The sequence below is a fragment of the Betaproteobacteria bacterium genome, assembly GCA_016791345.1.
GTDB lineage: Bacteria > Pseudomonadota > Gammaproteobacteria > Burkholderiales > JAEUMW01 > JAEUMW01.
The window spans coordinates 1-13,416 of record JAEUMW010000161.1 but is presented as its reverse complement, the minus strand read 5'-3'; the positions used below and the strand labels follow the sequence as shown (position 1 = coordinate 13,416).

Annotated in this window: 14 protein-coding genes; all 14 read right to left on the bottom strand. The window is 67.6% G+C overall.

The genetic code is table 11. The features are described from left to right. Nucleotides 1-560 (bottom strand): TRAM domain-containing protein (locus JNK68_06465; GenBank protein ID MBL8540000.1); only part of this gene is annotated, 560 nt, incomplete at its 3' end. A gap of 23 nt (nucleotides 561-583) precedes the next feature. Continuing rightward, complete coding sequence (locus tag JNK68_06460; GenBank protein MBL8539999.1) at nucleotides 584-1,360, bottom strand: 3'-5' exonuclease; 777 nt, start codon at nucleotides 1,358-1,360, stop codon at nucleotides 584-586. A 61-nt stretch (nucleotides 1,361-1,421) separates the two neighbouring features. Beyond that, a complete protein-coding gene (locus JNK68_06455; protein MBL8539998.1) occupies nucleotides 1,422-1,856 on the bottom strand; it encodes a DUF1318 domain-containing protein in 435 nt (144 codons plus the stop codon). A gap of 23 nt (nucleotides 1,857-1,879) precedes the next feature. Then, a complete protein-coding gene (locus tag JNK68_06450; GenBank protein MBL8539997.1) occupies nucleotides 1,880-2,098 on the bottom strand; it encodes a hypothetical protein in 219 nt (72 codons plus the stop codon). After that, on the bottom strand, nucleotides 2,095-4,053 hold the full coding sequence (locus JNK68_06445) for a hypothetical protein (protein MBL8539996.1): 1,959 nt from the start codon (nucleotides 4,051-4,053) through the stop codon (nucleotides 2,095-2,097). Before JNK68_06445 ends, JNK68_06450 begins: the two co-directional genes overlap by 4 nt. Nucleotides 4,054-4,091: 38 nt before the next feature. Then, nucleotides 4,092-5,009 carry a cysteine synthase CysM gene (cysM, locus tag JNK68_06440; GenBank protein MBL8539995.1) on the bottom strand — a complete coding sequence of 306 codons (918 nt, stop codon included), beginning with the start codon at nucleotides 5,007-5,009 and terminating at the stop codon, nucleotides 4,092-4,094. A 20-nt stretch (nucleotides 5,010-5,029) separates the two neighbouring features. Further along, nucleotides 5,030-6,046 (bottom strand): ADP-glyceromanno-heptose 6-epimerase, encoded by a 1,017-nt coding sequence (rfaD, locus tag JNK68_06435; protein ID MBL8539994.1) that lies wholly within the window; start codon nucleotides 6,044-6,046, stop codon nucleotides 5,030-5,032. 104 nt (nucleotides 6,047-6,150) lie between these two features. Next, on the bottom strand, nucleotides 6,151-7,092 hold the full coding sequence (gene rfaE1, locus JNK68_06430) for a D-glycero-beta-D-manno-heptose-7-phosphate kinase (protein MBL8539993.1): 942 nt from the start codon (nucleotides 7,090-7,092) through the stop codon (nucleotides 6,151-6,153). 2 nt (nucleotides 7,093-7,094) lie between these two features. Next, entirely contained in the window at nucleotides 7,095-7,808 is a 714-nt protein-coding gene (gene pyrF, locus JNK68_06425) for an orotidine-5'-phosphate decarboxylase (GenBank protein ID MBL8539992.1), read from the bottom strand. After that, a complete protein-coding gene (gene lapB / locus JNK68_06420) occupies nucleotides 7,805-8,980 on the bottom strand; it encodes a lipopolysaccharide assembly protein LapB (GenBank protein MBL8539991.1) in 1,176 nt (391 codons plus the stop codon). Before lapB ends, pyrF begins: the two co-directional genes overlap by 4 nt. A 76-nt stretch (nucleotides 8,981-9,056) precedes the next feature. Then, nucleotides 9,057-9,371 (bottom strand): DUF1049 domain-containing protein, encoded by a 315-nt coding sequence (locus JNK68_06415; protein MBL8539990.1) that lies wholly within the window; start codon nucleotides 9,369-9,371, stop codon nucleotides 9,057-9,059. 83 nt (nucleotides 9,372-9,454) lie between these two features. Beyond that, nucleotides 9,455-9,745, bottom strand: a complete 291-nt coding sequence (locus tag JNK68_06410; GenBank protein ID MBL8539989.1) for an integration host factor subunit beta — start codon at nucleotides 9,743-9,745, stop codon at nucleotides 9,455-9,457. 13 nt (nucleotides 9,746-9,758) lie between these two features. Further along, nucleotides 9,759-11,486, bottom strand: a complete 1,728-nt coding sequence (gene rpsA / locus JNK68_06405) for a 30S ribosomal protein S1 (GenBank protein ID MBL8539988.1) — start codon at nucleotides 11,484-11,486, stop codon at nucleotides 9,759-9,761. Between the two features lie 114 nt (nucleotides 11,487-11,600). Beyond that, a partial coding sequence (locus tag JNK68_06400; protein MBL8539987.1) for a bifunctional 3-phosphoshikimate 1-carboxyvinyltransferase/cytidylate kinase occupies nucleotides 11,601-13,416 on the bottom strand: 1,816 nt, incomplete at its 5' end.

Sequence of the window (13,416 nt, the reverse complement as noted above, 5' to 3'; positions counted from 1 at the left end):
CCCACTGCGAGCTCGATCTGCGGCAGCTCGCGCCTGATCGACAGACCGCCGATGAGTCCCCGCAAGGGCCGCAGGAGACGGGAAATGCGCGCCGGCACGATCTCGCACGAATCCATGTCGGCGACGTAAGAGCTGCGTCTTTCGTGGAAGCCGACCAGTACGCCGCCTTTCTTCGGCACCTCGCGCACGGCGAACCGCGCGCGGTGACGGTAGCCCCAGAACGGACCGTAGATCGGCGGCAACAGCGTCTCTGCGCGCACGCGCCCGATATGCCGGAGATCATCCTCGAGCTTGCGCTGCTTGACCGCGACCTGACCGAGCGGATCCAGGTGCTGCAGGCTGCACCCGCCGCACACACCGAAATGCCGGCAGCGTGGCGCCACCCGCTGCGAGCTGGCGCGGTGCACGGTCGTAACCGTGCCGACCTCGAACTTCGGCTTGCGCCGGAACGGTGTCCAGTCGACGACCTCGCCGGGCAGAGCACCTTCGACGAAGATCACCTTGCCATCGGCGCGCGCCACGCCGCGACCTTCCTGGTCCAGGGATTCGATCGTGAGCATGCAAACTGGCGTGGCTCAGCGCACTACGCTGCCCACGCCGCGAGGAACTGTTGCCAGTGGATCGCCTGCGAACGGCCGAGCACCTCGCGCACGAGCGCACAGTCCTCGCCGTACTGCTCTTCGGTCAGCAGGCCGCGCAGGAGCTGGAAGCGGAGGAAAACCAGGAAGGTGTTGACGACGTCGGTCTCGCAGTAGTGCCGGATCGACGCGAGATCCCCGTGCCGATACGCCTCCCAGACGCGCGAGCCGTCCATGCCGAGCTTGCCCGGGAACCCCATGAGCTGCGCGAGCTGGTCGAGCGGTGCGTTGGCGCGCGGCTGGTAAAGGGCGAGCATGTCCATCATGTCAAGGTGGCGCGTGTGATAGCGGCTGATGTAGTTGTTCCACCTGAAGTCGCGGTCGTTCTCGCCCATGTCCCAGTAGCGCCCCGCGCACACGCCGTGAATCAGGCCGCGATAGTGCAACACCGGCAGGTCGAAGCCGCCGCCGTTCCACGAGACGAGCTGCGGCGTGTATTTCTCGATGCCGTCGAAGAAGCGCTGGATCATGCCGCACTCGTCGTCCTCCGGCTCGCCGAGCGACCAGACACGGAAGCTGTCGCGGTCGCGCATCGCACACGCGATCGTCACCACGCGGTGCAGATGCAGCTGCAGGAAGTCGCCGCCGGTAGCCTGCCGCCGCCGCTGGAACGCGGCCTCGGCCACGTCGTCGTCGGACATGTCCGGCGCGAGTTCGTAAAGCCTGCGCAGGCCGGCGACGTCGGGGATCGTTTCGATGTCGAAGACGAGAACGGGAATCACGATGGCTCGTCTCGAACGGGATGCGGCAGGCGACGCGGCACGCCGGGATCGAACCGGCGGCTTATCGCCTGCTCCACCCTCCCGCCGCGTCCTGAACCCACCAGCCGGCGCGCGCCCGGTCGATCCAGCGGCGCGCGAAAGTGCTGCGGATGTCTGCCTCCCATTCCGGGTGGCCGTTGGCTTGGGCGATCTCGCGATAGAGCGCCGCGCGGTCCCGGTTCTCCTGGGCGACGAGCGCATTCACCGTAGCCCGCTGGTCGAGGGGAATGGCGTTCGGGTCGCGCAGCGCCACCATGCCGTCGCGCGTGAGCCCGACCGCACCGCTGGCGAAGAACGGTTCGAGCTGCGGATAGCGTGCCGCCATGGCGTTGCGCGTCGCGGTGATCGCGGGTGTGTCGATGTCGAGATTGGCCTGTGCACGAGCCGGCAGCGATGCGAACACCGTCACGACGAGAGCAAGGCAGGCGAGAAAACGTGGCAAGTGACTTGGGGCCATGTGTCGGGTCGTTTGCGCGACGCTCAGGGGAGGGGAATGGGCGCCGTCGGCGCGGCGTCGGCCGGGGTGACCGGTGCGGCGGGCTTCGGCAGTCGCCACACCTCGTCGATGATCTTGTCTGCGGCCTTCTCCGCGGCGGCCGCGGGAAAATAGATGTTGATGGTGACACAGCCGGCCAGCGCCACCACGCCCAAGCTCGCGGCGCCCTGCCGGGCGAGCCGCTGTTTCCGTGCTTTGCTCATTGGATGGTAGGCGCGCTGTCTTCGCGCGTGACGCGTGCGAGCCGGGTGATGAGTTCCTGCCAATCAACGGCCCGATTGTAGCCCAGGACGGAAATGGCCGGTATGCCCCCGCCTTCGACGATGACGTAGCCGCCGTCCTTCGCGGCGATCCCGCTCATCCGGCACACCCCGTTCGCAAGCCTGCAGCGCCAGCCGATGCGGCGATAGCCGAAGGTGTCGAAGAGCTTGAGCGCGGTGCGCTGCATCGCCGCTGCCGCACTGCCGCCGCCGAGTGCGGTGATGTTCTCCACCGCACGCTGGCTGATGCGCTTCGGGTAGCTGCCGGGGCTGCTGTCGACGTGCGCGTCGAACGCGACCGGCTGCCATGCCGCCAGCTCGAGCCCGGTCACGGTGGCATCGATGCGCCCGGTGATGCTGCCGAAGGCAAAGGTCCGCGTGACGAGATCGAGGTCGAGATTGCGCATGTCGACATCCGCGAAGAGTCGCGGAACGCTGCCGAACGGATCGGCGAGGGACAGGCGATCGACGACGACGGTGCCGTCGAACACCTGGAAGAGCAGCGCCCCCTCCACCGCAACCGTCGACGACCGATAGCGCACCTTCGGCACCTCGGCGGAGAGTGTGCCGAGCATGACGTGAGTGCCCAGCGCGCGCGTGAGCGCTTCCACCGAAACCGGCGTGAGCCCGCCGGCGAAGGTCCATTCCCACGCGTCGTCTTCGCGTCGCGCGACGAAATCGTTCATGCGCAGCTTGCCGTCGAGCACGGGTATTTCCACTTGCGCGACGCGTGCCACGAACCCGTCGAGTTCCATCGGGACCTCGACGCGCCCGACCGGCAGTTGCAGCACCTGCCCCTTGCCCAAGGTAACGCGGGCCTGCGTCGGTGCCGTGCGCTCCCAGGGCATGTTGGCGTCGAGGTCGCTAAGACCGAAGCGCCCCTGCCGGTCCTGGAAGTGCGCCCCGTGCAGGTTCAGGTAGAACGCCTGCAGCGCGCCGTCCCCGAAACGCCAGCCGAAGTCGGCCGTGCCGTCGGTGGTCAGGTCCGCAGCCGCGGTCGCAGCCAGCGCCGGTCGCGCGAACACCTCGTAGACGCCGCGGATGTCGAGCGCCGCCGCGCCCCCGGCCGAGCTGGCAAGCGCACCGCGCTCGCGGTCCCAGGTGGCGGAGAACGTGACCTCACCCACACCACCCGCCCGCAGACGACCGGCCTCCACGGTGATCTGGCGCGCGTCCACTGCGCCCTCCACGGACAGCTTCTGCCCCCCCTTGAGATAGAGCGGCTGCACATAGAGTGCGCCCTCCTGCCAGTCGAGGGTGCCGCGATAGCGCATCCCGTCATCTCGAATCTGCGCCGCCAGCTTGACCTCCCCGGCGAGGGCTTCTCCCGCAGCGCGGCCAGCGGCGTCGCTGAAGCCGACACCCGAGAACGCGAGCGCACCCTCGATGTCGAGGCCGCCGGCAGACGGCGCGACGGCGATGCTGCCCGACACCTGTCCCGCGTTCGGGCTAGGCGCCGTCGGCGGCAGGAACGGTGCGACGGCGGCAAGGGCACCGCGCTCGATCGTCAAACGCCCGTGCCAGCCTGCTGCCCGGGGAGCGCCCGCCAGGCGCCAGTGCCCGCCTGCAGGCGGCGTGAGTTCGACATCGACCTCGCCGTTCGCGGTGTCGTAGGCGGCGCGCAGGGGGATCCGCTGGCCGACCTCCAGCGCTCCGCTCTCGCAGCCGATGCGGGCGCCGCGGGTGGCGACGAGGTCGCAGGTCAGGGTGGCTTCACGCCACTCGCGGCCGAGCGCCGCGAGCGACTGCAGACGCAGTTCGAGTCGGCCAGGCTCGCGTGCATCGAGCCGCATGCGGGCTGAGCGCACCGTGAATCCGGGCCCTTCGAGACGCTCCGCGCTGATCGTGAGTTCCGCCGCGTGCACCGCTGCCACGCCGTAGAGCCAGGCCGCCGGCAACGCCGGCAAAACAGCGAGGCGCGCGAACAACGAGCCGGTCAGGCGGGGAAAACGCCGGTGGAAAGATAGCGATCGCCGCGATCGCAGACGACGCACACGATGACCGCGTGCTCGACCTCGCGGCTCACCTCCAGCGCTGCCCAGAGACCGCCGCCGGACGAGATGCCGGCGAAGACGCCTTCCTCGCGCGCCATGCGGCGTGCCGTCTCCTCGGCGTCGGCCTGCGTGCACTCGATGACGCGATCGACGCGGTGTGCGTCGAAGATCTTCGGCTGATAGGCTTCCGGCCACTTGCGGATGCCGGGCACCTGGGAGCCCTCGGCCGGATGCACGCCGATGATCTGTATCGCGGGATTCTGCTCCTTGAGATAGCGCGACACGCCCATGATGGTGCCGGTGGTGCCCATGGTGGCGACGAAATGCGTGATGCGACCGCCCGTGTCGCGCCAGATCTCCGGACCCGTCGTCTCGTAGTGCGCCAGCGGATTGTCGGGATTGGCGAACTGGTCGAGCATGACGCCACGCCCCTCGGCCACCATCCGGTCGGCCAGGTCACGTGCGCCTTCCATGCCCTCCTCCTTGGTCACCAGCACGATCTCGGAACCGAAAGCCGCCATCGTCTGCCGGCGCTCGATCGACAGGTGCTCCGGCATGATCAGCACCATCCGATAACCCATCATGGCCGCCGCCATGGCGAGCGCGATGCCGGTATTGCCGCTGGTGGCCTCGATGAGCGTGTCACCCGGCCTGATCTCGCCACGCTTCTCGGCCCGCGTGATCATCGAAAGCGCCGGGCGGTCCTTCACCGAGCCCGCCGGGTTGTTGCCTTCGAGCTTGCCGAGGATCACGTTGGTGGTGACACCCGGCATGCGCTTCAGTCGTACGAGCGGCGTGTTGCCGACGAAGTGCTCCAGGTAATGGCCGAGGCCCGCCGCGCTGCCCGCTGGCGTGTTCATGTTCACGTCGTTCACCTCTGTCACTTCCGGCTCACGGGCGCTGCACCGTCCCGCTCGAGCATCCAGTCGACGTAGCGCGCGACACCTTCCTCGACGCGCAGGAACGGCTCGTCGTAACCGGCCTTGCGCAGGTTGCCGAGATCGGCCTCGGTATAGCTCTGGTAGCGCTCCTTCAATCCTTCCGGGAACGGGATGTACTCGATCATGCCGACTTGGCGCATGGCGCCGAGGCCAAGCGGCGCTTCGCCGGCCGCCGCGCGGCACGCGTTGATGGTGGCGACCGCCACTTCGTTGAAGGTCTGCGCGGCGCCGGTGCCGACATTGAAGATGCCGGAGCGGTCGGGATTGTCGAGAAAATACAGGTTCGCGCGCACGGCATCTTCCACCGAGACGAAGTCGCGGCGCTGCTCGCCGGGCCCGTAGCCACCGCTGCCCTCGAAGAGCCGCACCTGCCCCGATGTCCGGAACTGGCGATAGAAATGGAACGCGACCGACGCCATGCGCCCCTTGTGCGCCTCGCGTGGGCCGTAGACGTTGAAGTAGCGCAGCCCGATCACGGGAGCGGTACGGTCGGCCCAGCGCCGCCGCAGATATTGATCGAAGAGGAACTTCGAATAGCCGTAGGCATTGAGCGGCGCTTCGTTCGTGCGGCCCTCGGCGAAGGTCGGCCCCGCGCCGTACACCGCGGCCGAGGAGGCGTAGATGAAGGGCACGTCCTCGCTCTGGCAATGCTCGAACAGGGTCACCGTGTAGCGGTAGTTGTTCTCCATCAGGTAGCGGCCATCGCGCTCCATCGTGTCGGAGCACGCGCCCTGATGGAGGATGGCGGTGATCTCGCCGTCGAAGGTGCCGTCGGCAAGCTCGCGCAGGAAGACTTCCTTGTCGAGATAATCGGCGATCTCGCAATCCACCAGGTTGGCGAACTTGTCGCCGCGCGTGAGATTGTCGACCGCCAGAATATCGGACTCGTCGCGGTCGTTGAGACCCCTGACGAGGTTGGCGCCGATGAATCCTGCGGCGCCCGTCACTACGATCATGCGAGACCTCCAGCCTGTGCGCAATGCGGATGGGACACGCCGGGCGCACTGCCGGTGCATGCCTTGCCGTCCATTATGGCCCGCATCTTCCGAGAGAGACGAACTTAGGCCCCGAACAGTTCCTCGGGGGTAGCGACCGCCGTGCCGAGCTTGCCGACGACAATGCCCGCCGCGCGGTTCGCGTGGCGCACCGCTTCGGCGAGACTCGTCCCCGCCGCCAGCATGACGCCGAGGGTCGCGATCACGGTATCTCCGGCACCGCTCACGTCATACACCTCGCGTGCCACCGTCGGCACGTGCAGGCACCCGCTCGCCTGGAACAGGCTCATGCCGTCCTCGCTGCGGGTGACGAGCAGCGCCCCCAGGTCGAGTTCCTCGCGCAGGCGCTGCGCCTTCTCCTCGAGCTCCGTTTCGCTGCGCCAGCGGCCGACCACCTGCCGGAACTCGGCGCGATTCGGCGTGAGCAGCGTCGCCCCGCGATAGCGGACGTAATCCTCGCCTTTCGGATCGACGAGCACGGTCGTGCCCCGTTCGCGGGCAAGCGCGATCATGCGCTCGATGTGAGCGAGACCGCCCTTGCCGTAGTCGGACAGGATCACCACGTCGGCGGACGGCAGCAGTTCCTCGAACTCCGCCAGCTTCGCGGCGAGCGTCTCGTGACTCGGCCAGGTTTCGAAGTCGATGCGCAGCAGTTGCTGCTGGCGTCCGATCACGCGCAGCTTCACCGTGGTCGTGACCGCGGCATCGCGGTGCAGCGAGGCGGGGATGTCCTCTTCCGCGAGCAACGCCTCGAGCGTCTCCCCGGCCTCGTCCTCGCCGATCACGGAGAGCAGTTCGACACCGGCCCGCAGCGCGGCGACGTTGCGCGCGACGTTTGCCGCGCCGCCCGGACGCGCTTCCACGCGGTCCACCTTGACCACCGGCACCGGCGCCTCGGGCGAGATGCGGCTCACCTCGCCGAACCAGTAGCGATCGAGCATCACGTCGCCGACGACCAGCAGGCGTGTGGCCGCGATGCGTTTCATGTCGGGCGCTGCCACCGCCATCATCATCCGCCCTCGCTGCGCGTGGGCCCGAGGTCAGTGAGAATGCGCGCGAGCGCCGTTGCCGGGTCGACTGCCCGTGTCACCGGTCGTCCCACCACGAGATAGGTTGCGCCTGCCTCGATTGCCGCGCGCGGTGTCACGACACGGCTCTGGTCGCCGGCGGCATCGTCGGCCATGCGGATGCCGGGTGTCACCAGGACGAAACCCTCGCCGAGCGCAGCGCGCAGCGCCCGCGCTTCCTGCGCCGAGCACACGACGCCATCCAGCCCGGCTGCCTGGGCCAGGCCGGCAAGGCGCAGCACGTTCTCCTCCGGCGTGCCCGAGAGGCCGATTTCGGGCAGATCTGGCGCCGACAGGCTGGTAAGAACGGTGACCGCGGTCAGCAACGGCCGCTGCGGCATACCCTCGATCGCGTCGCGTGCCGCGTGCAGCATCGCGCGACCGCCGAGCGCGTGTACGTTGATCATCCACACGCCCAGCGCCGCCGCCGCGCGACAGGCGCTCGCTACCGTGTTCGGGATATCGTGGAATTTGAGGTCGAGGAAGATCTCGAAGCCGCGCTCCCGCAGCGCCTCGACGAGCGCCGGCCCGGCTGCCGTGAAAAGCTCCTTGCCGACCTTGACCCGGCAGCGTGCCGGATCGAGTCGCCGCGCAAGATCCAGGGCAGCCCGAGCATCAGGAAAATCAAGCGCGACGATGACGCGCGGTCCGTTCATGCGGCACTCCGTTCCTCGCTGCGCAGCGGCGAGTAGCTCTCCCAGGCACCGCAGGCGGGGCAACGCCAGGTGAATTGCCGCAGGCGGAAGCCGCAGTGGTCGCACTGGTACATCGCGAGGTTGCGCGAATGATAGCCGACCAGCTTGCGTACGAGTTCGATGTCGCGCCGCTGCTCGTTCGGCGCCTCGATCAGCGCCGCCTCCAGCAGCTTATCCAGGCCGAGGAGCGAAGGATTGCGCCGCAGTTCGTTGCGCACGAGGCGGTAGCCGGCCTCCGACCCGTCGCGCTCGAGCGTTGCATGGAACACCACGTCGAGCAGATCGAGCGAAGGCGAGATCCCGAGATACCCCTTCAGCAGTTGCAGGCCCTCGTCACGGCGGCCGACCTGCTCATAGGTGTCGCGCAGGCGATCGGCGAGCAGCGCCAGATAGCGCGGATCCTGGTGCTCGACGCGCTTCCAGCACTCCAGCGCGAGCTCCGGCTGTCCGCGTTGTGCGGCAAGTTCCCCGAGCAGGATGTTTGCGCGCGTGCACTTCTCGTTGACCGCGAGGGCTTCGCGCAGATGCTGCTCGGCCACGTCGGGACGCGAGTGCGTGATTTCGGACTGCGCCAGCTCGCAATAGAAATTCGCGATGTCCTTCGCGCTGGAGCGGCCGGTGATGCTGTCCATCTTGCGCGAGGTCTCGATCGCCTTCGCCCAGTCGCGCTCCTGCTGATAGATCTCCAGGAGGAGCTTGAGAGCACGCTGCTCGGACGGTGTGCCTTCGAGCTCGATAAACTGTGCCTCCGCGCGGTCCAGGAAGCCGGCCTTGAGGAAGTCGAGGCCGAGCTCGTAGCGCGCGTTGGTGCGCAGATCGTCGGGGATGTCCGGCCGCTGCACGAGATCCTCGTGCAGCCGGACCGCCCGCTCCACCTCGCCGCGCTTGCGGTAGAGATGGCCGAGCGCGAAATGCAGCTCTGCTGTCTCGGGACTCACGCGCACCACTTCCGAGAACGACTCGATGGCCTGATCCTGCTGATCGTTCAGCAGGAAGTTGAGTCCGCGAAAGTAGGTCCGTGGCAGCTCGCTCGACTCCGAGAGCAGCTGCTTGATGTCGATGCGCGCGGCGACCCAGCCCATGCCGAAGAAGAGCGGCAGCGCGAGCAGGAACCACCAGAAATCGAATTGCACGCGAGTGTCCCGGGTCAGAAGTTCGCGGCGCGGATCGGTGTGGGCATGTTCGTCACGAGCTTGAGACCCGACGGCACTAGGACAGGTCCGCGGTGGTTTGCCCGGCCGCGCGCTCGGCGGGCGGCGTGTCCACGGCAGGCGTCTGCGGGCGGTTGGTCAGTTCCTGCCTGAGGTCGCGGATCTCGCGGCGATGGCGGAAGGCGTAGGGCAGGCTGGAGAGCGCGCCGAATGCGGCGCCACCCGCGAAGAAGACGAGCAGCACGAAGACGAGCGGCGAGTGCCACTCGTAGCCGAGATAGAAGCGCACCGTGATCGGATCGGTGTTCTTCACCGCGAACCCGACCAGCAGCACGAACAGAATGATCTTGACAATCCAGCCGACGACGCGCATCGCTCCCTCCGCCTTCAGCCCCCCACACAAGAAAAGGCGCGGCCCGCAAGCCGCGCCGATTCCGGGGTCATGCAACGAACGCGCTACTCTGCGTTCTTGAGGTCGACCCGTTCCCGCAACTCCTTGCCCGCCTTGAAGTGCGGCACGTGCTTCGCCGGGACGTGGACCTTCTCGCCGGACTTCGGATTGCGACCGGTGCGCGGCGGCCGATAGTTCAGGCCGAAGCTGCCAAAGCCGCGGATCTCGATGCGGCGACCCTCGGCCAGGCACTTGGCCATGGCGTCGAGGATCATCTTCACGGCTAGCTCCGCATCCTTCGCCACGAGCTGCGGATAGCGCACCGCAAGCCGGGCGATCAAATCCGACTTGGTCATGGCCGGACCTTCCTTACTGTTCAGAGCTCTTTCCATCCAGTTTGGCCTTGAGCAGCGCCCCGAGGCTCGTGGTACCCGCCCCCCGCTCGTTCTCCGCCGCGATCTTCTGCAGCGCCTCGTTGGTCTCGGCGAGATCCTTGGCCTTGATCGAGAGATTGATGCTGCGGTTCTTGCGATCGATGTTGATGATCATCACCGAGACTTCGTCGCCTTCCTTGAGATGGCTGCGGATGTCCTCGACGCGATCACGCGCGACCTCGGAGGCGCGCAGATAGCCTTCGACATCCGGCTCCAGCGTGACCACCGCACCCTTCGGATCGAGCGACTTCACCACGCCACGCACCACCGCGCCCTTGTCGTGGCTGGCAACGAAGGTGGTGAACGGGTCGCCTTCGAGCTGCTTGATGCCGAGCGAGATGCGCTCGCGCTCGACGTCGATGGAGAGCACGACCGCCTCGACTTCCTCGCCCTTCTTGTAATTGCGCACCGCCTCCTCGCCCGTCGCGTGCCAGGACAGGTCGGACAGGTGCACGAGGCCGTCGATGTTGCCGGCAAGCCCGATGAAGATGCCAAAATCGGTGATCGACTTGATCTGGCCGCGCACCCGGTCGCCCTTCTTGAAGTTCATCGAGAACTCTTCCCAGGGGTTCGGCATGCACTGCTTCATGCCGAGCGAGATGCGGCGGCGGTCCTCGTCGATCTCGAGGATCATGACCTCCACCTCGTCGCCCAGCTGCACCACCTTCGACGGATGGATGTTCTTGTTGGTCCAGTCCATCTCCGACACGTGGACGAGACCTTCGATCCCAGGCTCGATCTCCACGAACGCACCGTAGTCGGTGAGATTGGTGACCCGGCCGAAGAGCCGCGTACCAGTGGGATAGCGGCGCGACAGCCCGACCCACGGGTCTTCGCCGAGCTGCTTCATGCCGAGCGAGACGCGGTTCTTTTCCTGGTCGAACTTGAGCACCTTCGCCTCGACCTCGTCGCCCACGCTCAGCACCTCCGAGGGGTGCTTCACGCGACGCCAGGCGAGATCGGTGATGTGCAGCAGACCGTCGATGCCGCCCAAATCGACGAAGGCACCGTAGTCGGTGATGTTCTTGACGATGCCCTTGACGACGGCGCCTTCCTGCAGATTCTCCAGCAGCGCCTGACGCTCCGCGCCCTGCGTCTGCTCGAGCACCGCGCGCCGCGACACGACGACGTTGTTGCGCTTGCGGTCGAGCTTGATGACCTTGAAGTCCGCCGCCTTGCCTTCGATCGGCGTGGTGTCCTTCATCGGGCGGATGTCGACCAGAGACCCGGGCAGGAACGCGCGGATGCCGTTGATCATGACGGTGAGCCCGCCCTTCACCTTGCCGGTGATGACGCCCTGAACGACGCTGCCCCGTTCGAGGGCGGCTTCGAGATCGGTCCAGGCAGCCAGGCGGCGGGCCTTGTCGCGCGACAGGCGCGTCTCGCCGTGACCATCTTCGAGGGCCTCGATCGCGACCGAGACGAACTCACCGGGTTGCGCTTCGACCTCGCCGCGGTCGTTGCGGAACTCGTCGACGGGAATGAAGCTTTCGGACTTGAGTCCGGCATTGACGACCACGAAGTTGGGATCGACGCGCACCACCTCGGCGGTGATGACTTCGCCGATGCGCATTTCCTTGCGCGACAGGCTCTCTTCGAACAGCGCGGCAAAGCTTTCGGGGGCGGGGTTGGAGACGGGTTGGGCAGCAGCAGTTGTAACCATGAAGTGGAACAGCCTGAAAAGAACACCCGCCAATCAGCCGGCGGGGCATGGGTTGGTCTCACGCCGTCGCCATCGGCCGGGCAGGCCCGGGTACGATGGACGTTGGCACCTCGTTCACGCGGATGACACGGCCCGATAGCGAGCCAGGATGAAGGCGACCGCCTCCTCTATCGAGAGGTCGGTGGTGTCGAGCATCTCCGCATCCGCGCACACTTGCAGGGGAGCCACGTCGCGCCCGGCATCACGCCGGTCGCGCGCCTCGATGTCCTGCAAAATTGCGCGCATCGTAGCACTCAATCCTTTTTCCATCAACTGCTTATAGCGGCGCTTCGCGCGCTCCTCGGCGCTTGCCGTGAGGAAGATCTTGAGCTCGGCATCGGCAAAGACCACCGAGCCCATGTCGCGGCCGTCCGCGACCAGCCCGGGCGCGCGGCGGAAAGCGCGCTGGCGCGCGAGCAGCGCACTGCGCACGGCGGGCAGCGCCGCCACGCGCGAGGCGACGATCCCCGTCTCTTCGGCGCGCAGCGCGTCTCCGACCGGCTCGCCGTCGAGGAGGATGCCCGATGGCGTGAACTCGGCATCGAGCGTCTCTGCGAGCCGCGCGACGCCGGCCTCGTCCGCCGGGGGCGTGGCCGCGCGCAGAGTCTTCAGCGCGACCAGGCGATACAGCGCGCCGCTGTCGAGCAGGTGAAAGCCCAGCGCCTGCGCCACGCGTTCCGCCACCGTGCCCTTGCCCGAGGCCGAAGGTCCGTCGATGGCGATGACGGGCGCCGGCCGCGCGATCGTCGCGAAGCGCTCGAAATAGTCGGGAAAAGTCTTCGCGACGCATTTCGGGTCGTTGATGCGGACCGGCACGTCGCCGAGTGCCACGAGCGAGAAGCACATCGCCATCCGATGGTCGTCGTAGGTGTCTATCGCCGCATGCGGCGTGAGGCGCCCCGCGGCCGGCGGCGATACCGACAGCCAGTCCGGCCCCTCCTCGACCGTTGCGCCGACCTTGCGCAGCTCGGTCGCCATCGCGGCGATGCGGTCGGTCTCCTTCACGCGCCAGCTCGCGATGTTGCGCAAGCGGCTCGGCCCGTCGGCGAAGAGCGCGACCACGGCGAGAGTCATTGCGGCGTCGGGGATGTGGTTGAGATCGAGGTCGAAGGCGTGCAGCTTGTCCGCTGCGGGGGCGCTCGCCTCGATCCAGTTGTCGCCGGTAGCGACGCGCGCTCCCAGACGCTCCAGCGCTTCACCGAAGCGCACATCGCCCTGCACGCTGTCACGCCCCACCCCCTCGACCCGCACCGGTCCACCGCCGACGGCGCCGGCCGCGAGGAAGTACGAGGCGGCGGAAGCATCACCTTCGACGAAGACGGTGCCGGGGCTCACGTAACCCTGACCGGCGCGAATCGTGAACGAGCGCCAGCCGTCGCGCGCAACGTGCACCCCGAAGCGCGCCATCGTCGCGATCGTGAGGTCGACGTAGGGCTTCGAAATGAGCTCGCCGCTCACTTCCACCGTGGTCTCGGTCCCGGTGAGCGGCAATGCGATCAGCAAGGCCGTGAGGAACTGGCTCGACACGTCGCCGCGCACGGCGACGCGCCCGCCGGCAGCCACCGGCGCCGGGCGAATCTCCAGCGGCGGGAACCCCGGCTGGCCGAGGTAGGCGACGTCGGCGCCGAGGCTTCTCAGGCCGTCGACCAGATCGCCGATCGGACGCTCGTGCATGCGCGGCACGCCGGAGAGCCGGTAGCGTCCGCCGGACAGAGCCAATACCGCGGTGAGCGGACGGAACGCCGTGCCGGCATTGCCGAGGAAAAGCTCGGCCGCCTTCACGGGAAACACTCCGCCACAGCCTTGCACCTGGACCGTGTCGCCACCGCTGCGGTCGATGCGCACGCCGAGAAGAGCGAGCGCTTCCAGCATGCGCTCGGTGTCGTCGGAG